The 21362-nt window shown below is 41.7% G+C and carries 22 protein-coding genes; 15 read left to right on the forward strand and 7 right to left on the reverse strand.

The genetic code is table 11. The features are described 5' to 3' along the window. The first annotated feature begins 198 nt into the window (after window positions 1–198). Window positions 199–2997, forward strand: a complete 2799-nt coding sequence (locus VE944_RS26530) for a M16 family metallopeptidase (protein WP_324984235.1) — start codon at window positions 199–201, stop codon at window positions 2995–2997. Window positions 2998–3097: 100 nt separating this feature from the next. Here the strand turns inward: VE944_RS26530 and VE944_RS26535 are convergent, their stop codons facing one another. Then, on the reverse strand, window positions 3098–4189 hold the full coding sequence (locus tag VE944_RS26535; RefSeq protein ID WP_324984238.1) for an exostosin domain-containing protein: 1092 nt from the start codon (window positions 4187–4189) through the stop codon (window positions 3098–3100). Between the two features lie 94 nt (window positions 4190–4283). Next, window positions 4284–4556 (reverse strand): hypothetical protein, encoded by a 273-nt coding sequence (locus VE944_RS26540; protein WP_324984241.1) that lies wholly within the window; start codon window positions 4554–4556, stop codon window positions 4284–4286. 230 nt (window positions 4557–4786) lie between these two features. Here VE944_RS26540 and glyA point away from each other — a divergent pair, with 230 nt between their 5' ends. From glyA to VE944_RS26575, 7 genes are all read left to right on the forward strand, one after another. After that, a complete protein-coding gene (gene glyA / locus VE944_RS26545) occupies window positions 4787–6070 on the forward strand; it encodes a serine hydroxymethyltransferase (RefSeq protein WP_324984244.1) in 1284 nt (427 codons plus the stop codon). Between the two features lie 125 nt (window positions 6071–6195). Next, window positions 6196–7446: a competence/damage-inducible protein A gene (locus tag VE944_RS26550; protein ID WP_324984247.1), complete on the forward strand. Its 1251-nt coding sequence runs from the start codon at window positions 6196–6198 to the stop codon at window positions 7444–7446. A 48-nt stretch (window positions 7447–7494) separates the two neighbouring features. Further along, on the forward strand, window positions 7495–7755 hold the full coding sequence (locus VE944_RS26555) for a CopG family transcriptional regulator (protein ID WP_324984250.1): 261 nt from the start codon (window positions 7495–7497) through the stop codon (window positions 7753–7755). Beyond that, a complete protein-coding gene (locus VE944_RS26560; RefSeq protein WP_324984253.1) occupies window positions 7742–8158 on the forward strand; it encodes a type II toxin-antitoxin system VapC family toxin in 417 nt (138 codons plus the stop codon). Before VE944_RS26555 ends, VE944_RS26560 begins: the two co-directional genes overlap by 14 nt. Before the next feature lie 26 nt (window positions 8159–8184). Further along, the gene (locus VE944_RS26565) at window positions 8185–8799 is read left to right on the forward strand and encodes a hypothetical protein (RefSeq protein WP_324984256.1); all 615 of its coding nucleotides are present in this window, start codon (window positions 8185–8187) and stop codon (window positions 8797–8799) included. A gap of 92 nt (window positions 8800–8891) precedes the next feature. After that, window positions 8892–9131 carry a type II toxin-antitoxin system HicA family toxin gene (locus VE944_RS26570; protein WP_324984259.1) on the forward strand — a complete coding sequence of 80 codons (240 nt, stop codon included), beginning with the start codon at window positions 8892–8894 and terminating at the stop codon, window positions 9129–9131. Beyond that, window positions 9128–9349, forward strand: coding sequence for a type II toxin-antitoxin system HicB family antitoxin (locus VE944_RS26575; RefSeq protein ID WP_324984261.1), 222 nt, complete (start codon window positions 9128–9130; stop codon window positions 9347–9349). The genes VE944_RS26570 and VE944_RS26575 overlap by 4 nt, the downstream gene beginning before the upstream one ends. Here VE944_RS26575 and VE944_RS26580 read toward each other — a convergent pair whose 3' ends face one another. Beyond that, entirely contained in the window at window positions 9350–9475 is a 126-nt protein-coding gene (locus tag VE944_RS26580; RefSeq protein ID WP_324984263.1) for a hypothetical protein, read from the reverse strand. 221 nt (window positions 9476–9696) lie between these two features. On the opposite strand from VE944_RS26580, the gene VE944_RS26585 reads away from it, so the two are divergent. The 3 genes from VE944_RS26585 to VE944_RS26595 all read left to right on the forward strand — a co-directional run bounded on the left by VE944_RS26585 (window position 9697) and on the right by VE944_RS26595 (window position 14844). Then, window positions 9697–10311: a YybH family protein gene (locus VE944_RS26585; protein ID WP_324984266.1), complete on the forward strand. Its 615-nt coding sequence runs from the start codon at window positions 9697–9699 to the stop codon at window positions 10309–10311. A gap of 917 nt (window positions 10312–11228) precedes the next feature. Next, the gene (locus tag VE944_RS26590; protein ID WP_324984269.1) at window positions 11229–14435 is read left to right on the forward strand and encodes a glycoside hydrolase family 15 protein; all 3207 of its coding nucleotides are present in this window, start codon (window positions 11229–11231) and stop codon (window positions 14433–14435) included. A 46-nt stretch (window positions 14436–14481) separates the two neighbouring features. Continuing rightward, window positions 14482–14844, forward strand: coding sequence for a GxxExxY protein (locus VE944_RS26595; RefSeq protein WP_324984272.1), 363 nt, complete (start codon window positions 14482–14484; stop codon window positions 14842–14844). 99 nt (window positions 14845–14943) lie between these two features. Here the strand turns inward: VE944_RS26595 and VE944_RS26600 are convergent, their stop codons facing one another. After that, window positions 14944–15270: a YkvA family protein gene (locus VE944_RS26600; RefSeq protein ID WP_324984275.1), complete on the reverse strand. Its 327-nt coding sequence runs from the start codon at window positions 15268–15270 to the stop codon at window positions 14944–14946. Between the two features lie 366 nt (window positions 15271–15636). Between VE944_RS26600 and VE944_RS26605 the strand changes: the two genes are divergently transcribed. From VE944_RS26605 to VE944_RS26615, 3 genes are all read left to right on the forward strand, one after another. Beyond that, window positions 15637–16365 carry a MotA/TolQ/ExbB proton channel family protein gene (locus tag VE944_RS26605; RefSeq protein WP_324984278.1) on the forward strand — a complete coding sequence of 243 codons (729 nt, stop codon included), beginning with the start codon at window positions 15637–15639 and terminating at the stop codon, window positions 16363–16365. 41 nt (window positions 16366–16406) lie between these two features. After that, window positions 16407–17105, forward strand: a complete 699-nt coding sequence (locus tag VE944_RS26610) for an ExbD/TolR family protein (protein ID WP_324984281.1) — start codon at window positions 16407–16409, stop codon at window positions 17103–17105. A 261-nt stretch (window positions 17106–17366) separates the two neighbouring features. After that, on the forward strand, window positions 17367–17729 hold the full coding sequence (locus tag VE944_RS26615) for a phage holin family protein (RefSeq protein WP_324984284.1): 363 nt from the start codon (window positions 17367–17369) through the stop codon (window positions 17727–17729). A gap of 134 nt (window positions 17730–17863) precedes the next feature. On the opposite strand, the gene psb29 is transcribed toward VE944_RS26615, so the two are convergent. Continuing rightward, complete coding sequence (psb29, locus tag VE944_RS26620) at window positions 17864–18571, reverse strand: photosystem II biogenesis protein Psp29 (protein WP_324984287.1); 708 nt, start codon at window positions 18569–18571, stop codon at window positions 17864–17866. 204 nt (window positions 18572–18775) lie between these two features. Here psb29 and VE944_RS26625 point away from each other — a divergent pair, with 204 nt between their 5' ends. After that, window positions 18776–19378, forward strand: a complete 603-nt coding sequence (locus tag VE944_RS26625; RefSeq protein ID WP_324984290.1) for a chromophore lyase CpcT/CpeT — start codon at window positions 18776–18778, stop codon at window positions 19376–19378. 68 nt (window positions 19379–19446) lie between these two features. On the opposite strand, the gene VE944_RS26630 is transcribed toward VE944_RS26625, so the two are convergent. Together VE944_RS26630 and hemF are read right to left on the reverse strand one after the other, a co-directional pair. Then, entirely contained in the window at window positions 19447–19815 is a 369-nt protein-coding gene (locus tag VE944_RS26630; protein ID WP_114083376.1) for an STAS domain-containing protein, read from the reverse strand. A gap of 256 nt (window positions 19816–20071) precedes the next feature. Then, complete coding sequence (gene hemF, locus VE944_RS26635; protein WP_324984295.1) at window positions 20072–21106, reverse strand: oxygen-dependent coproporphyrinogen oxidase; 1035 nt, start codon at window positions 21104–21106, stop codon at window positions 20072–20074. Window positions 21107–21362 lie beyond the last annotated feature (256 nt).

Below are 21362 nucleotides of genomic sequence, written 5' to 3' on the forward strand. Positions count from 1 at the left end.
TTTATTTACCTTGCTAGGATTCGCATCATGGTACGGCGACTGGCATAAAATTTGACCCCTAAAAACTTTTCAAACACCCTCTAAGGTTATACCTAATGTAAATGATGCAATTAAGTTTCTTGTTTGCATATTTCAAAAAGCAAAACGCGATACTAAGGTTTTGTTTTATAATTAGAAATTTTGCATTTCCCATTGCTTATGAAGCTACGCTCATATATGCTTGTAGGGTTTTTTCTTAGCCTTGTGCTAAATATTGTGCCTTTTTCGGGCAATTTCACCAATGCTGCAACACCAACAGCAGTCGCACCTGTATCTGCTGTCTCATTCACCCAAGGGGTGCAAAAAACCGTATTAGACAACGGCTTAACGGTGCTAACTAAAGAAGTCCATACTGCTCCAGTAGTGAGCGTACAAGTTTGGTATAAAGTTGGCTCACGTAACGAAGTTAAGGGAGAGAGTGGTATTTCTCACCAGCTAGAACATTTAATGTTCAAGGGTACAACTGACCGTCCTGTGCAGTTTGGCAGGTTATTTAGTGCCTTGGGTAGCCAGTTCAATGCTTTTACTAGTTATGACCAAACAGCTTACTTTGGCACAGTGCAACGAGACAAACTCGAAGCATTGTTGACACTAGAAGCCGATCGCATGAAAAACTCTTTAATTGGGACTGAACAACTCACAAGTGAAAAGCGGGTGGTAATCTCCGAGTTACAGGGGTACGAAAATTCACCAGGCTATCGTCTGAGTCGCGCAGTGATGCGAGATGCTTTCCCTAATAGAGCATACGGCTTACCTGTGGGAGGCACAAAAGCTGATGTAGAAAAATTCACGGTGGAGCAGGTGCGGAATTATTACCAAACCTATTACAGCCCAGAAAATGCCACTTTGGTGATTACAGGGGATTTTGCCACAGAACCTGTACTCAAAGTTGTTAAAGAAACTTATGGGAAGTTGGCAAAACGAGGGAAAGAGGTCAAGGGGACGCTTTTACGCCAGAACATGGAAAGAGGAAATATCGCTGCGTCTGTGGTTGCCCCTACTACTAAAAAAGCACCGATTGTTTTGAAGCAACCTGGAAGTGCAGCACTATTGCAAGTAGTGTATCCTTTACCAGATATCAAGCATCCTGATGTCCCGGCAATTGATGTGATGGATGCCATCCTTACAGGCGGACGTAGTTCTAGACTTTACCAAGCTTTGGTGGAATCTGGACTCGCTAGTTCAGTGAGTGGCAGTCCTGCCGAACTCATCGAACCAGGTTGGTATGAAATTAATGCTACGGCGGCTCCGGGTCAAGAGTTAGGGAAAATCAGCCAAGTGCTTCAGGAATCTTTAGCAAAATTGCAAGAACAGCCAGTTACTACTGAAGAATTGAACCGGGCGAAGACACAACTCCAAGCCTCCTTTGTTTTGGGGAACCAAGATATCACTAGTCAGGCAATCCAACTGGGATATAACCAAATTGTGGCCGGCGATTATCATTTTATTGAACAGTATCTGGCTGCGATCGCAAAAGTCACCCCAGATCAAGTACAGCAAGCAGCAAAAACTTACCTCAATCCAGCCAAACAAACCATCGGCTTCTTTGAGCCAACTCAACCAGATGGTAAACCAGGCGCTTCTAGCGCGGGTTCTGGTCGCACAGTGGAAAATTTCAGCCCTGGTAAGCCTGTAGATCCAGCAGAACTGGCGAAATATCTGCCACCTGCCACATCAGCTACAGATTCGGGCAAACAATCATTACCAGAAGAGTTTACCTTAAATAATGGTTTGCGGGTTTTGCTCTTGCGCGATCGCAACCTCCCCACCATTAACCTGAGTGGACAAATTGATGCTGGTACTAAATTTGACGGCAACCAAAAAGCTGGATTAGCGAATTTGACTGCGGCCAACTTAATGAATGGGACGCAGACTAAAAATGCTCTGACGCTAGCAAAAACCTTAGAAGATCGGGGAGCCGATTTGAACTTCGGTGCCAGCCGCGAGGGAGTTAGCGTTAGCGGTGAGGGACTTTCAGCAGACTTGCCGATATTGATTCAAACTCTGGCAGATGTGTTAGAAAACGCCACTTTCCCAACCGATCAGTTAGAACTGAGTCGCCAACGGGCACTGATAAGTCTCAAAGTCCAGCTAGATGACCCCAGAGGTTTAGGAAGACAAGTATTTCAGCAAGCAATTTACCCAGAAAATCATCCATTCCATAGCTTTCCCACAGCCGAAAGTTTAAAGAGTATTACTCGTGATGATTTGCTGGGCTTCTACCAGACACACTACCGACCAGATAACACAACGATCGCAATAGTTGGAGACTTTGATCCAGTTAAAGTAAAACCTTTGCTAAATCAGGCGTTTGGCAAATGGTCAGCCACAGGTAAGCCACCTGTCCTCAAAATTCCATCCGTGCCATTTCCGCAAACTTTGACACGCTTAAATAAAGTGATACCTGGTAAATCCGAAGCTGTTACCTACATCGGCTACAACGGTATCTCTCGGAAAGACCCACGTTATTATGCAGCACTGATACTGAATCAAATTTTGGGTGGTGATACCTTATCGAGCCGCTTGGGTACGGAAGTGCGCGATCGCCAGGGTCTAACCTACGGTATCTATAGTAGTTTTGCTGCCGGAATCAACCCTGGCCCGTTCTTGATTCAGATGCAGACTGCTCCTGGTGATGCCCAAAAAGCGATCGCTAGTACTCTCGCTTTACTCAAACAGTTGCGCGAACAAGGAGTGACTGAGGCTGAATTCAACGCAGCAAAACGCTCAATTACTAATAGCTATCCTGTGGATTTAGCTAATCCTAGTAATGTATCAAGCATAATTTTGGATAATACTGTCTTAGGACTTTCACGCTCAGAAATCCGAGACTTTCCCCAGAGAATACAAGCAGTCACAATGGCTCAGATGCAACAGGCAATTGAAGATTTAATTAAGCCGGAAAGTCTGATAATTGTCACTGCTGGCCCTGAAGAGACTGTACTTAAGGGCAGCTAATTACCTCAAGCTAAAACACAAAGGTGCTAAAATTTGCTTTACGCCTTTGTGTTTTAGCTTAGGGCTATTTCGTTCTAGACATAATAGTTATTTTAATGAATTATTTTCTTGAAAAACGATCATGAAAATTAGTATAAAATCCCTCAGCAGAAAGCCTACTTTTCCACAGATTTCGGCACTCATGCTGCAAATCTAAGAATTCTTGGTCTGAAATATTGCTATGGAATTCAGCTACTTTCTCTGCAATATGTGGTATTTCTTTCTCATCTATCCATACACAATATTTTTTCCAGTCTATTATAGAATCGTCAGGTAAAACGCAGTCTGTATCAATAAAAATTGGAATACGACCACAACTGAGGATTTCATATAGTCGAATAGAATAGTTTGCAGAACCACGACAAGACAAAATGTAGTCACTCTCAACTATATTTTTCACATATTCATCACGAGCCTTCTGTCTTCGCTCTGTATCTTGTGTATTTAGAAATACTGTTTCGTCTTTGATGATGAAGTTTGTATTTACTAAAGACGGGTTTTCTGCAAGTACTTTCAGAGCCTGACTACGCAAAATTTGTCCTTTGTAAGGCGAAACTCCAAGTTCTAATGATTTGGTTAACATCGCCCCGTGGAATAAAACCGTTTTTAGTTTCTTTTCCCATGAATCTTTTACTGCTAGTCCACAAAATCCAACAACAGGTTTCTCAGATTTATGCCTGAGAGAGATTTGCCCTCCTAAATATTCTTTAACAAAATCTTCAGTAAAAGAAGGCATAATAATATCATTTTGCTTCTTTTGCGACCGATATACAGCCATCCGAAATACTGTTGCATTCTTGACAGGAATTTCTTCGGCGCAACAATCACCTGCAAAAAAAATAATTAATTCTTTGCCGCTATTAGCTACTTTTTCTGCAAATTTAATAGATAGATTTTCTGCTTCTTTATTAACTTTACTTCTCCAACTCTCTCCTCTGATCACTCTCCAGTTTATAGGCATGATAACTAAGTCAGCTTCCTGTAGCGAAGTCATTTTAAAAAGGGAATTACTTATCTCTATATACTTGCCATACAATCTAGACCAAGGGTATTTTTCATTAGGAATAAATTCTCTCCAAAAGGGATAAAGCATTGGAACTGGCTCCATTCCTTTAGGAAGATAATCTTTATCAGAATAGATACTTAATTGCATATTTTAACCTCAATTCTGACTAGTTGAAGGACTGAGGAATATTACAATAAATTTAATTAATTTCAAACAACCTTTGGGTAGATTTATTTTTATACTAGTAATTTACAAAGTAAATGTATTGTAATATACCAAAAAATACATTTTTAGCTCGTTCATTGGTAGCCTGTCCACGCAAGGCATCTGCAAGTATATCTGCGGTAGCACTACCAGCAATCACAACAACTAACCTTCCAGTATTAACGCTATACTGAGTGCTTAAGTTTTGCAGCGTAGAACTTCGCAGCCATGTTCTGCAATTGCTGAAGCGTTCAGCTTTTTGTCTCGCAGAGGAGCGATGTCTCCGACGGGCTATTCGGCGTCGCAACAAGCTTTATTTAGCGCAGCTTCAACAAGCAACGTTATGATAATTAATCGTTTAATAATAAATAAGTTGGCACAAATAAACCTCAATAGTGCGGAGACGATTAATCGGCTCTGTAAAGCAGTCAAAAATCATAGAACTATAGACTTTGGGCTATGGACTTTTGAGAGTGGACTGTTAGGTGCTGCATCCAACCAAAATCAGCCGTTGTACAAATTTCCATAAGGATAATTGAAGTGACTAAGACTAACTCAGATTTTCTTGCCTCCACCGATCCAGCGATCGCGGAGTTAATCAACGACGAACTACAGCGTCAACGCGATCACTTGGAGTTGATTGCTAGTGAAAACTTTACCTCTGCTGCTGTACTAGCCGCTCAAGGCTCAGTACTGACAAATAAATATGCCGAGGGATTACCTGGTAAACGCTACTATGGCGGTTGTGAGTATATCGATAAAATCGAGCAGCTAGCAATCAATCGTGCTAAACAGATATTTGGCGCTGCTCATGCGAATGTGCAACCTCATTCTGGCGCACAAGCCAATTTTGCAGTGTTCCTGTCCCTGCTGCAACCAGGAGACAAAATTATGGGGATGGATTTGTCTCATGGGGGACATCTCACCCACGGTTCCCCTGTAAATTTCTCAGGTAAGTGGTTCCAAGTTAGCCACTACGGTGTCAGCCAACAAACAGAACAACTTGACTACGATCAAATTCGGGAGCTGGCGCTGAGGGAGCGTCCCAAGCTCTTGATTTGTGGTTATTCAGCTTATCCCCGGATAATTGATTTTGAAAAGTTCCGTAGCATTGCTGATGAAATCGGTGCTTACTTACTTGCCGATATTGCTCATATCGCTGGTTTAGTTGCTAGTGGTCTTCATCCTGATCCCATCCCTCATTGTCATGTAGTAACAACAACTACACACAAGACTCTACGCGGCCCTAGAGGTGGTTTAATTTTGACCAGCGACGCAGAACTAGGTAAAAAGCTAGATAAATCTGTTTTTCCTGGTAGCCAGGGCGGGCCATTGGAACATGTGATTGCTGGAAAAGCAGTAGCTTTTGGAGAAGCCCTAAAGCCTGAGTTTAAAACCTATTCTGCCCAAGTGATTGAAAATGCTCGTGCTTTGGCAGAACAATTACAAAACCGGGGTTTAAAGCTAGTATCTAATGGTACTGATAACCATTTAATCCTTGTGGATTTACGTTCTGTCGGTTTAACTGGTAAGCAGGCAGATCAGCTAGTTAGTACCGTGAATATTACTGCTAACAAAAATACTATTCCCTTCGATCCGCAATCGCCATTTGTTACTAGTGGTCTGAGGTTAGGTTCGCCAGCAATGACCACGCGAGGTTTAGGAGAAGCAGAATTTACCGAGATTGCAAATATTATTAGCGATCGCCTGCTTTCTCCAGATTCCGACATAGTAACCCAAGATTGTCGGCAACGGGTAGCAGCATTGTGCGATCGCTTCCCCTTATATCCTCACCTAGAAATTCCTGTACCAGCCTTAGCATAATTGGGTGTGGGGCAATTCAATTTTAGATTTTAGATTGAAATTTAATCCAAAATCCAAAATCTAAAATCTAAAATTCTTAATCCCCACTCCCCACTCCCCACTCCCTACTCCCCTTCCCCAATCCAATGAGTGCAGAAATTATTTGTGTTGGTACTGAACTGCTGCTAGGAGATATCCTCAACGGCAATGCTCAATTTTTGGCGCAACAATTAGCGCAGCTCGGAATTCCCCATTACTATCAAACAGTGGTTGGGGATAATCCAGAACGGTTGAAGCAAGTTATAGAAATTGCTATTTCCAGAGCGCAAATTCTCATTTTCACTGGTGGACTCGGCCCAACACCAGATGACCTCACCTGCGAAACAATCGCCGATTTTTTTAAAGTCCCGTTGGTAGAACGTTCTGACATCATCGAAGACATAACCCAAAAATTCGCCCAACGTGGTCGAGTTATGTCACCAAGTAACCGCAAGCAAGCTTTGATTCCCCAAGGTGCAGAAATTCTCCCCAACCCCACTGGAACAGCACCCGGTATTATTTGGCAACTTCGCCCTGAAATCACGATTTTTACCTTTCCGGGTGTTCCCAGTGAAATGCACGTAATGTGGGAAGAAACAGCCGTGCCATTTCTCAAAAGTCAAGGTTGGGGTAAAGAAATTATTTACAGTCGGAGTTTAAAGTTTTGGGGTATTGGCGAATCTGCTTTGGCGGAAAAAGTTTCTTCCTATTTGAAGTTGCCAAATCCCACAGTAGCCCCCTATGCAGGTAAAGGGGAAGTAAGATTGCGAGTCTGTGCTAAAGCCACTTCAGAAGCAGCCGCAGAGGCCTTAATTGCGCCCATTGAAAAACAACTTAAAGAAATTGCCGGACTGGATTTTTACGGCGTTAATAATGATACTCTTGCTTCCGTGGTTGGTCAGTTATTGCGGGCATCAAAAGAAACGCTTTCTGTGGCAGAATCTTGCACTGGTGGCGGTTTAGGGCAAATGTTGACTGAGATTTCTGGGAGTTCTGATTACTTTTGGGGTGGAGTAATTTCTTATGACAATTCGGTGAAGGTTGGATTATTGGGGGTTAACCAGGAAGACTTAGATAAATTTGGGGCGGTAAGTGCTACTGTTGCAGAGCAAATGGCTGTTGGAGTTAAAACCCGCCTTGCAACAACTTGGGGATTGAGTATTACTGGTATTGCTGGCCCAACTGGAGGGACAGATACTAAGCCGGTGGGTTTAGTTTACATTGGTTTAGCTGGGCCAAAGGATGAAGTGGCAAGTTTTGAGTATCAGTTTGGTATAGTGCGAGGACGCGCTCTAATTCGTCATGTCAGCGCGAATGCAGCGTTAGATAATCTGCGGCGGAAGTTGTTGACGAGGTAGGAGGTATGTTATCTTTGTCATACATTTGTATGACAAACAAACCTAGCGATGCGAATTAATGCGCGATTAGATGACGAGTATGCTGACAAACTAGCCTTTATTCAACAGCAGACTAATCAGGCAGTAACAGATGTGATTAAGTCTGCTATTGAATTGTATTATCAGCAGCTTCAGCAGGAGCAAAAGAACGCATTGTTGATGCTGACCCAAACAGGTTTTATCGGTTGTGGTCATACAGATTCGGATCTGTCTGTAGATTACAAATTAATTTTAAGAGATGGCTTGAAAGCTAAGTATGATTATCGTTGATACTGGCTTTTGGTTAGCCTTAGCAAATCGAAATGACTTGTACCACACTCAAGCAATAACAGTACTTGCCAATGTCAACGAACCTCTGATTACGACTTGGGCTGTCGTTACAGAGACTTGCTATCTACTGCTAACAAAGATGGGGAACCACGCGCAAGTAAGTTTCATTAATAACTTATTTTTAGGGGCCTTTACGGTTTTTGATTTGCAACCCCATCATGCTAAACGCATTTGTGAACTGATGGAAAAATATGCGAACTTACCAATGGATCTGGCCGATGCTTCGTTAGTAGTTTTGGCAGAACATCTGGGACATGGAAGAATTTTGTCTATAGATTTTAGAGATTTTAACGCTTACCGTTGGAAGAATCAGTATCCGTTTGAAAATCTGATGGTATGTTAAAAAACTCAATTATCAATTATGCAGCTATGAGCAAAATTCCTATTCTTAAACCAAATCAATCATACACTTTCAGAAACTATTTTGAGATGTCATTTGAGCCAGAAGACATACTGGCTGAATTTGGATATTCCTTAAAACGTTCCTTTCTCAATCTACAACAGTCCAACATTGAATTAGACAGACTTGCAAATCTCAAGTATAGGATTGAGGAGAGTTTGCCATATATTAGTTTGACTAGTGAAGCAGCCCGCAGAGAGTTACTAATTGCGCCAATTTTATTGGATGTTGTTCATTACACTCACGCCCAACTTAGAATCGAATATCCTTTAATTGTTACAGAACAGTTAAAAGGTTCCCTTGACTATTATCTCCATGCAGACCATAAACTTTTGGTTGTGGAAGCTAAAAATGCTGATTTAGCAAGAGGTTTTACCCAGCTTGCGGTAGAACTGATTGCTATTGATGTGTGGACTGATTCTCAAGAGGCAAATTTACAGGGGGCTGTTTCTACAGGGGATATTTGGCAATTTGGTTTATTGAATCGAGAAAGTAAACAAATAACTCAAGACCTCAATTTATATCGTGTTCCTGCTGACATAGACGACTTACTGCGGATTTTGGTGGCAATACTCAGTTGCTGAGAAATATAGCGATGTATGATCGCAAGCTGCTTTGCATCTACACGCTTTTGATTTTGTGATGATAAAGTGTAGAAACGTCGAAAAAACGTAAATTGCTAGAGAAAGTTCTTTCTAGCTCCAAAAATATTCAATTTAATGAACTGGTGACTTTAGTTGAGGCGTTTGGATTTTCTCTATCACGGGTTAATGGCAGTCACCACATATTTACTAATCCAGATATTCCTGAGCTTGTTAACCTGCAAAATCGAAAGGGCGAAGCTGTTCCGTATCAAGTCCGTCAATTTTTGATTTTGATTGAAAAATACACACTTACTTTGGAGGATGAAGGATGAAAAACTATCATATTAATATCTTCTACAGTCAACAAGATAAGGGCTATATTGCTGATATTCCTGACTTGAAATACTGTTCAGCATTTGGTTCAACTGAAGAAGAAGCACTTCATGAAGTTTTGAAAGCAAAAGAAGCATGGTTAGATGCTGCGAAAAAGGAGGGAAAACTAATTCCTGAACCGAGATATCGTCCTGCAATTTACCAGATAGCCTCATGATTAGCAGAGAGGCGATGTCTGACGACAAGCCGCTCCCTGTCTACGTACTTTGTGTAGAGGTTGCGATCGCACTTTGAGAAAAATCTTAACACCAATATTCAGGTTACTTGATTGCAGCCAAATCACAGTTTAACTTTTTGTTAATCCTTCGTTTATTTTACTTTTATAGTTGTAGCGAACTGCAAGCATTCAGATATTTATCGACATTCCCGCCCATTTACTTACAGCAAATAAATTGATTGATATTTCTTTGTAAAATTAATTGCTTTTTATGGGTTTGTACGCTTATTGTAATATGATGATTTACAGCTAAATCCCTTTAGTTCTACCTTTAGGAGAAATTGTTTATGAGACAACCCGCTATAGCTTTTACTACTCTGCTAGCTACAACACTTGCAATGACTAATGTTGTTTATGCTGATGAGCAAGCTGACAAGCAAGCAATCATGAAAGCATCCCGTGCTTTTGATGCAGCTATTGAGCGTAAGGATGTTAATCAAGCATTTGCTGACCGTGCACCTGAATATACCTTAATTGACCGAAACGGAAAGTTAACAAATTTAGAGCAAAATCGCCAAGGGTGGCGGCAGTCTTTTCAGACTATACGCCAAATTAACCTAAATAATGAGATTAAACAAATCCAAATTAATGGGCAAACTGCGACAGTAATTAGTATTGAATATAGAAGCGTAATTATTTCAAACCCAAAAAATACTCAAGTTCCTGTACGTTACTCAGCTGTAGGTCAATATCAACATATCTGGAAACGAACTCCGGGTGGATGGAAGCTTCTAAACACTAATGTTTTACAGTATACTGCTACCGGACAACAGTCATCTCAAGCCAACAGACGCAAGTTAACTCCTGCACAGGAGCAAATCGAAATAATGCGCTATCAAGGGATGATGAGATTTAACAATAACGCAACTTGCCTGGCTAGTGGTTTGTCTTGTGGATTCTAGAAGTAGGCTTCGCAGTCGCACATAAAGTAAATACAGCGTATTACAGGTTTATGAGGTACAGTAACAACAGTTTGTAAACCAGTTTTTTAACGCTTCGCAGAAGTCCGCACCTCAACTCTTAGTAGGGTGGGGATAGGGAGCACTTCGACAAGCTCAGTGACCACGGGTGATGTTCGCGAATAGCGTTACGAAGTGAGGATTGCATACCTGACTAATATTAACTGTAAGGTTGATAAGGGAATGGTATGTATGACAAATTCCCAATTATTCTGTAGGCACTTCTTGAGATTTGATGTCCTGCTTTAGTTTTTCAATTGGAGCGCCAGCAGTTGACACTACATAGTAAGAACTAGACTATAAAACAGGTTTTTATAAAAAGTTGCTAAATGTTCAGAGAACTCTTTTTGAATAATTCTGCTAGAAGCTTATTTCAAACTTCCTACTAATACGGATGGTGGCGCATAAAAAACCAACTCCTTTGGGTAATCCTTGCGAATCATGCCCTTTCAAATGCTGTAAATTAACCTGTCCCTCAAAGATGACTTTTCTGCTTACTGCTGTGCAGAAGTCATATTACAAGGCTATAATCGTTACCAATACATACGTAATTTAACTGAAATTATTACTCGTTTATCTAACGTAAATTATCAACAAAAAGAATTTGTTATGCCTTAAAATACCTGAAATCTAAAGTATAAAATATCACATTAAATAGTGAAGATTTGAATAAATATCATGTTTTGGTTTGCGATCGCTAAAATTAAGTACCCATAAACCTACTAACAGGAGATAATAATAAACTCACACCACCCTCAGCTGTTGTCCCATCAACCATTACAGAACTTATTCTGGCTTGGTTTAGGTAATTCACTTGACAGCTACAGGGTCAAATTTTGCAAATTGTTCTGAACCAAGCCATGAAAACATCTACCAAATTGCTATCTCGCCTGGACTATTACTACCAGCAAATCAAAACGATCATCCTGACTCGCCAGAATCCAATTACTGGTTTACTACCTGCGAGTACAGCGATTACAGCCCACGGCGATTATACTGATGCCTGGGTGCGAGACAACGTTTACAGCATTTTGGCAGTTTGGGGTTTAGGACTTGCATACCGCAAGATTGACGACGATCAGGGACGCACCTATGAACTAGAACACAGTGTCATTAAACTGATGCGCGGGTTGTTGTTTGCGATGATGCGACAGGCTCATAAAGTAGAGACATTTAAACATACTCAGTCGCTACTAGATGGACTGCACGCCAAATATAATACTGCGACTGGTGATATTGTTGTTGGTGATGATGAATGGGGACATTTGCAACTTGATGCCACATCTATATTTTTGCTGATGTTGGGGCAAATGACGGCAGCAGGATTGCAAATAATTTATAGCATTGATGAAGTGAATTTCGTCCAAAATTTAGTTTACTACATTGGACGAGCTTACCGCACACCAGATTACGGCATTTGGGAACGCGGTAATAAAATAAATCGTGGTAGTGCTGAGTTAAATGCCAGTTCTGTAGGCATGGCAAAAGCTGCTTTAGAAGCCATCAACGGACTGGATTTGTTTGGTGTGCGTGGTAGTCAAGCATCGGTAATTCATGTGCTACCAGATGAAATTGCCCGCGCCCGGATTACCTTAGAATCACTATTACCGAGGGAATCTGGTTCCAAAGAAATTGATGCGGCGCTGTTAAGTATTATTAGTTATCCTGCCTTTGCAGTGGAAGATTTGGAGTTACGCGATCGCACCTTAAACGATATTATCAATAAACTCGCAGGTAAATACGGCTGCAAACGCTTTCTGCGTGATGGACACCAAACGGTTTTAGAAGATAATCAACGTTTACACTACGAACCGTGGGAACTCAAACAATTTGAGCATATTGAATGCGAATGGCCGTTATTTTTCACTTATTTAGTTCTAGATGGATTATTTCGCGGTGAACAAGAACAAGTTAAAAAATACCAAATTCTTTTAGAATCATTACTTATAGAGCAAAATGGCTTGCGTTTATTGCCAGAACTCTATTATGTTCCAGCAGAAAACATAGAAGCAGAAAAGTTAGCACCTCAAACGCAACCACGTTTACCCAATGAAAATATTCCCTTAGTGTGGGCGCAGAGTTTATATTTTCTCAGTGAAATGTTGAGTGAAGGTTTAATAGCAGTTGGTGATATCGACCCTTTGGGAAGACATTTGTGTGTGGGCAAACAGCGCGAGGCATTGGTACAAATTGCCTTGTTAGCAGAAGATGAAGATTTACAAACGAAACTAGAAGTTCACGGAATTGAAGCGCAAACACCCGCCCAAGTAGAACCGATTCAAGTGAGAAAAGCTGGAGAATTTTCAGCTATTTATACCCAAATCGGACGTAACGATAAACTTGGTTTAACTGGGCGGCCAGTGCGAAGGTTGCGGAGTTTGACAACATCTAGAATTTTTCGGATTAGCGGTGAAACAATTGTATTTTTGCCTTCATTTTCTGACTCTCAACAGTTTTACTTAACCCTTGATTACCATTTTTTACTGGATCAAATTAGAAGCGAACTAGCTTACATTCAAAAATATTGGAGCGATTTAGGTCGTCCTACCTTAACTTTAATGTTGACGCACGCCATGTTAGAAGCCGGTTCGGAAGCATTACTAGAATTGATGCAAGAACTGAAAGATGGTGTTTGTAACGGTGTGCGGGTGAAATTAGGGCGGTTAAATCAGCTAATGCTGACAGCCGGAATCCAAAGAATTGATTTTCTTCCCAATGCAGAATTTTCGCGATCGCCAGTAAAAAATGCTAGCCCACCTTGCTATTATCTAGCTTATCATCCTGAAAAAAGCTGGCGTTTAGGACATACCCAAGAATTTCAAATGGAGTATGAAACTAACTTCGGATTATTACTTTCTTATTTGCGTTCATCAGAGAATATCTACGAGCAAATTGAGTTATTGCAAACTTTGACTCGCTTGCAGGGAATGCAATTTGATACGGGATATGGCGGGCCAGAATCTTCTGTCACGGTTGGGGATTTACTAGATGAAGTTTATACCAAAGCTGGAGATTTAGGCATTTGGGCAGTAGTGCGTCGGGCTGCTGGGTTACGGCAAATGGTTGATATCAGCCTATCAGATGCAGTCACAAGTATCCTGGTGCGGGGTAAGCAAATTGCTGTGGGTAAAGCTTACAGTGAAGCGTCCTTGATTAGCGTACCCATGTCCCATAATGAAATTGCCGATAAAATTAATCATTTTTGTCGTGAGGATATCCGCGATCGCGTCCTTACTCAAGAGATTTTAATCTATGTTGGGATCTTAATTCACTCAGAACCCGAACTATTTCAGGGACTACTAACGCTGAGAGTGGGCTATCTCATCTTATTGATCACCAGCGAACTAGCGCGGGAATTGCATGTTACTCAAGATGAAGCTTATGATCGCTTAATGCAACTTTCACCCTTTGAAGTTAAAGTGCGCTTACGTCAGGTATTAACTGGATATACTGGCATGAGTAACCTGTTACGCCAGCAAGAATCACTCCACGTCAAACAAAAAGAAAGTGATATTGCTTGGGTGGTGCTACCAGGAATCGGTGAAGAGATAGAAGTTCCCCCAGGTGGTTGGCGACGGTTCCGCCAAGCCGAGGGTGCGACGGGGCGCGTACCAAAAGAATTTTTTAAGGAAGTTTGGCTATTGATGCAACATTGCAAGGGTATAGTAATTGGCGATAAACTAGAGCGGCGCAATCGTTTAGATAGTGAGATAATGTTGTCGGAAATGACAGCAGGTGAAAGAAATTTTGCTCTCTTGGTTGAGCATTTGCTGAATAAGATTGAAGCTACAGAATACCGACAAGTAAATATTGAAGCATTAATCGAATTAGCTGCGATCGCAGCCAATAATCCCAAGCTGCAAATTGAAGAATATATTGTGTTGGATGTGTTAATTGGCCATGCAGTGCGATTGGCCTGGCTGGAAAACCATAGTCAACGCAGCGATCGGTACGATGAGGATAAGGCGAGTGCGTGGCGATCGTTTTACAATACTTCACCTAGAGATTGCGCTAGTTATATTTTGAAGGCATTTAGGTTCTTGACGGAATTTGTGAAAGATTTTTAAACGCAGAGGGGCGCAAAGGGAAAGGCAGAGGAGCGCAGAGGATGATTTGAGTGGGGTGATTATTGGTTGTGCGATGAGGGTGCATACTGCTTTGGGGCCTGGTTTGTTGGAGTCGGCTTATGAGGAGTGCTTGGATTATGAGTTAAAGAAGGCCGGGTTGAATGTTGGTAAACAAATTCCATTGCCTTTGGTTTACCAAGAAGTGAAATTGGAATGTGTTTATAGATTAGATTTGATTGTCGAAAACCAAATAATTGTAGAGATTAAATCTGTAGAATCCTTCCACCCGATTCACTCCGTCCAACTCTTAACCTATCTCAAACTCGCAAACTGTAAACTAGGTCTTCTCCTCAACTTTAACGTCCTCCACCTCAAAGAAGGTATCAAACGCGTAGCTAACAACCTCTAACTCTCCCTCTGCGAACCTCTGCGCTTCCCTTTGCGCCCCTCTGCGTTGAAAAAAAAATATCCCCCACCTCAGATTCCAAAAGTAGGGGTTTCCTTAAAACTACTTAACAGAAACAGCATCAACATCAATAGTGCTTGCGTTAGGGCTTGCAGTAGAGGTAGAACCCTCAGTAGTATTAGATGCTTCAGCACCCACCTCACCCTTACGAGCCTTCCAGCCCTCAATTACTAGCCCAGACACCTCAGAAACTAGCAGAGTCAAAAGGAAAACATCATCAATTTGTCCCACAACGGGTATAAAATCTGGAAGAATATCAAATGGGCTGACCAAATAAGCGAGTGTTCCTAAAATTACCCACCAACGATATTTAGGGTTACGAAGCACACTGCGATACCAGGTGTAAAGTGATTCGATTGAAAATTTCATATTTTGAACCTCCAGTTATTTTTAATTTTGACAAATTATCCTAAAAACTTCCGGTGCGAATAACCGCCCTAATTAGTCGGGAAGACGCTACTCGTGATCTGTCAGCAAAAACCTATTCTGTAATTTTCCATAAGAGTTTAATACCGTAAGGGTTTGACAAATTAGAGAATGATTATATTTATTCGGGATTATGGCAACCCAGCAGCAAATTTGTCCAGCAGTCTAAGTCCAATACCCCATGCTTACACTATCCTTTTTAGATTTTCGATAAATTTATATTTTGGAAGTCCCTCATTTTGCATTAATCTCTACAATTAAAATGCCTTAGCACATTTGCTTTAGTCATGGAGGGAGGAAGTTTAAACAGTGGATATTTTTTCTTTGTTTCGTGAGGGCGGGCTAGCGATGTGGCCTTTGCTGGCTTTATCGATTCTGTCTTTAAGTGTGATTTTTGAGCGTTTGTGGTTCTGGTTGCGAATTTTGACTCAGGAAAAGCAAATAGTCGAGCGCATTCTGGATGCTGCCCAGAATAATTGGCAAGAAGCTGCTGACATCGCAAAACGAGCAAGCCATCAGCCTGTCGGGCGTTTTCTATATGCCCCCTTACGTTTTTCAAAAACTGATGCAGAAACCTTTCGACTAGCACTTGAGTCCACAGCCGAAGATGAGTTGGCTGGAATGCGGCGGGGCGAAAAACTTTTAGAAGCCGTAATTGCCCTTGCGCCCCTGCTGGGATTGTTAGGTACAGTTTTGGGTCTAATCCAGTCTCTACGCTCAATTCGGATTGGCGATTTAGGAACTGAATCTACCGCCGGGGTGACTACTGGTATTGGTGAATCTTTAATTAGTACGGCAGCAGGGCTAATAGTTGCCATTATTAGTTTGGTATTTTACCGCCTATTTCAAAGTTTTGTAGTCAACCAAGTCAAAGTTTTTCGTAAGGCAGGGAATGAGATGGAATTGCTCTACCGTCAGTCCCCGCCTGATTTTAGTAATAGTGCACCAGCAATTGTGCGGGAAAATTTCACTCCACCCCGCAAGCCGGGAAAGACTAGGTTGCCTGAACCTCCTGAACCCCCGAATTCACCTAATTAGTCAAGAATTCAACCCCCGAACTAGGCGTTTAAATTGAGAAAATGAAAGTTAATCTACATACCCCAATTGAAGAAGTCCAAATTCAAATCATCCCTTTAATAGATGTCGTTTTTTGTATCCTGACATTCTTTTTGTTAGCAGCATTACAATTTACGCGGCAACAGGCAATAAATGTTGATTTGCCCAAAGCCAGCGCCAGTTCAGTATCTGGAATAACATCACAGAGTGGAAATCTGATTGTAACTATCGATGCCGTTGGTAATACTTACATAGAAAAACAGCCTGTACAACGAGATGATTTAGGAGCGAGATTAAAACAGTATCTCCAAGCAAACCCCAGTGCTGTTGTAGTGCTGAATGCTTCGCGGACAGCAACTTATAATGATGTGATTGAAACATTGGATTTGCTAAGGCAAGTAGGAGGCGATCGCGTTTCTTTGGGAATTATTCCTGGCCCATCTCAACCACCCACAAACTCACTTAACCAGCCTAATATCCCTTCTTTCCCAATCGATCCTGGTGCACCACCAATACCCACAACTGCACCATTTCCAGGCATCAATCCCGAAGGGAATCTTACCCCGAAATTTCCGTCAGTACCCAATCCTGTACCTCTTCCTGGCATAACTCAGCCTCCAACTGGACAAGGTATCAGCCCTATTAATCCTGGCATTTCCAACCCACCAGCATCCCAAGCGCCTGTAGCACCTAAACAAACTCAACCTAATCCCAAAAGATGAGATAGGGGCACAGAGAAGAGGCAGAGCGGCAGGGAGCACGGAGCAGAGGGGAAAGAGGTAAGTTTTATATTCTTCCCCTGCCTCCCCTCCCTCCCACTCCCCTTCAAACTTTTCCCAAACCTAAAGATATCTAAAATAAAATTCCGTCAGAGAAAAATTTACTGCTAATTTATAGATAATTGGTTGAGCTTTAAAGATTTTTCCACTGATAAAGTGAAGTAATTTATCACCAATTGCCATTCACGTTTCAGGGGTTGTGGCATGAATATTGTGACGCTTTTAATTGTTTGGTTAGTAACAGCTATCAGCTTGTTAATAATTAGTAAATTACCTTTAGGAGTTGAAATTGATACTCCAGGTAAAGCCTTCCTTTCTGCCGCAGTGCTTGGTATCGTGACGGCAATAGTCAGACCTATTTTAAGCCTCATTTTTGCGGTTCCAAATTTACTCACATTGGAATTGCTAGCCAGCATTTTCACATTTATGATTGCCGTGGTTTGTTTTAGTCTTGCTGCTTGGTTCGTAGACGGCTTCCGCTTGCGTTACGGGATTTGGAGTGCCGTTGTTGGGGCATTTGCGCTGACTATAATTAACAGCTTAATCTACAAATTGTTGGGTGTCTAAAATCAAAACTTAGGAGTTAAGAGCGATGCCCTGAGCGTGACGTTCGCGCAGCGTCTCGTAGAGAAGGGTTATGAGTTAGGAGTTATTAACAACTCTTCACTCATAACTGATCACTCCTTACTTCCATCTCCTAACTATTCGTTGGAACTTGGGGGAGCAACGGGGGTACTTGATTGTTGCTTACGTTGTTCGCGTTTTTTGCGATCGGCTGAGAGCATATCTGCCATCACTATTAGCGCTTGCGCCATCTTCTCTAGGTTAGAACGATATAGCTCCAAATCCTTGTTGAGTTTGTCATCAGAAAGGTGCAAGCCAGCAGCGATCGCTTTTAGCGCCTCTGTGAGTTGCTTTTCATCTTTGACTAATTCAGGATCTGACTGTTCTAATAACGAAAATACACCAATTGCGAACAAACGGTTGTATTTAAAGTTAGGATTGTTGGCGATCGCTTGCAGTTGTGCTTGCAAGTCACCATCTCGATCTAAAAAAGTAGTTTGGCCTAGCCACCCAATTAAATCTTTAACTGGCAAACCTTTAGCTACAGCTTGCAATCTTTCAGCATCCTGTCGATAATGTTGCGGATCTTGTTCCATACCCCGACATAGGGCGTTAAAAATTGATTCTTGATCCCGTTCTGGTTCATAGCCTTGCATGAAGCGGTCAAAAGTAGTGACGACGCCCAAGGCATAAATTGAATTGTAGCTAAAATCGATATTTACTGACAGCAGATGCATTTCCACCATCAATTCTTCTACTACCCGACGATAAATAGTGTTGATCGGACGGGTATGAAGATTGTAAAAAGTTCGTTTTGTATCAGAGACAGTACGGACGTTGTTCACAAAGAAAATGTTAAGGGCGACGTATCTTTATTTTCTCGCTTAAAGGCTACTTTGCCAAGTTTAGCTTTTGACTGGTGACGGTTTCATTTACAATGTAGACAAATCAAAAGTATTTTATAAGCTAGTAGCCATAGGGGATTAAGACGCTTTCCGCTAATAAAGTAGCCAAAAATATCTATCCTTAATGATTTTTTTATCGCATTTATGAACTTCTCGCCACAGTTAATTGCTTTGGGTGAGTATCTAGCTGGTGAATTTGATAATCAAGAACAAGCCATAGGAGAACCAATTTGGTATGTCCACCTCCGGCTGTGGCAAAGACCAATTAATCTGTTCACAGAAGATAGCATCACCCTATTTGCCGAACAGGCTAACGTTCTTAACCTAGATAAACCTTACCGCCAACGAATTATGCGGTTGCGCCAGGGCAGCAATGACACATCTCTGGAAGTACAATACTACATGCCTCAAGATCCAGATGCATTAAGAGGCGCAGGCAATAACCCTGCTCTGCTTAACACACTGACATCTGAACAATTAGATTTACTACCAGGTTGTATCCTAACAGTTACTCAGGAAACCCTAGCTAGCGATCGCTATAAATTTACCGCTACCGCACCACCAGAAACTCGTTGCAGTTTTACTTATCTTGGCAATAGCATTAATGTTTCTCTCGGTTTTGAAGCTACTGCGGCAGAATTCCACAGCTACGACAAAGGAATCGATCCAGCAACTGGAAACGCAACTTGGGGAGCGATTATGGGGCCTTATCGTTACACCAAGCGAAACCAATATTCCACAACATAAAGTTATAAGTCATGAATATAAGTTATGAATTTTGAATTAACTCCTAACTCCTAACTCCTAACTTTTTATTAGCTAGCGATGCTACGAGGTACACCTTCTAAAGCTTCGTCTTCTGTTTCAAAGATTTCAAAGACAGTATCCATCATCGTCACTTCAAACACGAGTTTAGCTTCTGGATGTACATTACAGATGCGGAAACTGCCCTTGACTTTATCAGCATCACGCATCCCAGCAACCAAAGATGTAAGACCAGAACTATCAATAAAATTTACCTGAGCCAGATTTACAACTACATGGCGGCTGAGTTTAGAAATACACTCTTGTAACTTCAGCCGGAATTGCCAAGCAGTAGTAATGTCTAGGCGACCGGCTGGTGTCAGGACAATAACGGTGTTTCCGTCTTGGGTTGTATAAGTTTTTTGGTCTATATGAATCACTAAAGCCCTCCCCGTGACATTTTTCTAAAGATTAACTAGTTACAGAATTTTCTAATACTGCCACTTGAGATTAACAAGCTATAGCTAAAATTGTCACCTTTTTTTGCTAAGTGCTTAACTTTTATAGTTGAACTCAGCAGAATTGTGGGGAGTGGGAGTTGGGGACTGGGTAATGGTGACTGGGGACTGGGGGAGTCGGGGAAGATCAGGATAATTATCAACTCCTAACTCCCTACTCCCTAGTCCCTACTGCCCATTATTTCCAGTTGATCCAATCTTGAGGCTTAAGGAAAGTTTCATACAACTCGGCTTCGGGTGTATTGGGTTCCGGTTTATAGCCGTATTCCCAGCGCACTAATGGTGGTAGTGACATGAGAATTGATTCGGTACGTCCGTTGGTTTGTAGACCAAAAATAGTACCTCGGTCATAAACCAAATTAAATTCTACATACCGTCCCCGGCGGTAGAGTTGAAAATTTCGTTGGCGATCGCCATACTCCATCCCATTACGCCGTTCTACAATTGGTACGTAGGCTGGTAAAAATGCTCTACCACAGTCTTGCACAAAGGCAAACAAATCTTCCCAATTACGGGTTGCTGGTGTTCCCACCTGGTTGCTATAAATAGCCGCTTCTCCATTGGGATTTGGCCCGCGATATAAAACACCCTCACCATCTTGGTAATCAAAAAACACACCACCTACCCCCCGTGTCTCATCACGATGCTTAAGGTAAAAATATTCATCGCACCACCGCTTAAACACAGGGTAATAGTCTGGGTGGTGTTTGTCACAAGCCTGTTTTAATGTTTTGTGCAAATGTGCCACATCTTCAGCAAAAGGGTAATAAGGTGTCAAGTCGAGACCACCACCAAACCACCATACTGGCCCCGCTTCAAAGTAGCGATAATTGAGATGAACTGTCGGCACATAAGGATTGCGAGGATGTAATACCATTGAAGTGCCTGTGGCATAAAAGCCATGCCCTGCGGCTTCAGGGCGTTGGGTTAAAATTGAGGGTGGCAAATGGGAACCCTGAACTTCAGAAAAGTTTACACCTGCTTGTTCAAATATTGCACCTTCTCGCAGCACGCGCGATCGGCCCCCGCCTCCTTCTGGGCGTTCCCAACTATCTTCATGGAAATTAGCCACACCATCTAGTTTTGCCAATGATTCGGTAATTTCGTCTTGCAGTTGTTTCATAAACTGACTGACTCTAGTCTGAGCGTCAGGTGCTGGCAAAGACTTGGATGATTCTGCTGATACAGTAGGTGTTTGCGAGTTGGTCAACATAGATTCCCGAACCTAAAAAATTACAATTTCCAGAAAGCCACAAATTTCTTATCTTAAAATTTGGGGGAAACACGCGCCAACAATCAAGCTCTATTTGCCCAACCCGCTTTTTCTTACTGGTTAAGCATTTATACGATTGATAGGCATCACTAGAGTTATTTTCCCTCAAATGCGTATAGGCTTGTATATTGACTGAGTTTTTTTTGAAATTCTTAATTGGAACATTCTGGTATAAACACTAGACTTTAGTCGTAAC

It is taken from the genome of Nostoc sp. (genome assembly GCF_035638895.1).
Taxonomy (GTDB): domain Bacteria; phylum Cyanobacteriota; class Cyanobacteriia; order Cyanobacteriales; family Nostocaceae; genus Nostoc.

Bases quoted from the DNA above. Each gene is read 5' to 3' on its own strand.
- VE944_RS26560 (WP_324984253.1), top strand. From the start codon at position 7,742: ATGATTATCGTTGATACTGGCTTTTGGTTAGCCTTAGCAAATCGAAAT.
- VE944_RS26590 (WP_324984269.1), top strand. From the start codon at position 11,229: ATGAAAACATCTACCAAATTGCTATCTCGCCTGGACTATTACTACCAG.
- hemF (WP_324984295.1), bottom strand. From the start codon at position 21,106: ATGTTGACCAACTCGCAAACACCTACTGTATCAGCAGAATCATCCAAG.
- VE944_RS26555 (WP_324984250.1), top strand. From the start codon at position 7,495: ATGCGAATTAATGCGCGATTAGATGACGAGTATGCTGACAAACTAGCC.
- VE944_RS26625 (WP_324984290.1), top strand. From the start codon at position 18,776: ATGAACTTCTCGCCACAGTTAATTGCTTTGGGTGAGTATCTAGCTGGT.
- VE944_RS26575 (WP_324984261.1), top strand. From the start codon at position 9,128: ATGAAAAACTATCATATTAATATCTTCTACAGTCAACAAGATAAGGGC.
- VE944_RS26565 (WP_324984256.1), top strand. From the start codon at position 8,185: ATGAGCAAAATTCCTATTCTTAAACCAAATCAATCATACACTTTCAGA.
- VE944_RS26585 (WP_324984266.1), top strand. From the start codon at position 9,697: ATGAGACAACCCGCTATAGCTTTTACTACTCTGCTAGCTACAACACTT.
- VE944_RS26600 (WP_324984275.1), bottom strand. From the start codon at position 15,270: ATGAAATTTTCAATCGAATCACTTTACACCTGGTATCGCAGTGTGCTT.
- VE944_RS26530 (WP_324984235.1), top strand. From the start codon at position 199: ATGAAGCTACGCTCATATATGCTTGTAGGGTTTTTTCTTAGCCTTGTG.
- VE944_RS26610 (WP_324984281.1), top strand. From the start codon at position 16,407: ATGAAAGTTAATCTACATACCCCAATTGAAGAAGTCCAAATTCAAATC.
- VE944_RS26550 (WP_324984247.1), top strand. From the start codon at position 6,196: ATGAGTGCAGAAATTATTTGTGTTGGTACTGAACTGCTGCTAGGAGAT.
- VE944_RS26615 (WP_324984284.1), top strand. From the start codon at position 17,367: ATGAATATTGTGACGCTTTTAATTGTTTGGTTAGTAACAGCTATCAGC.
- VE944_RS26535 (WP_324984238.1), bottom strand. From the start codon at position 4,189: ATGCAATTAAGTATCTATTCTGATAAAGATTATCTTCCTAAAGGAATG.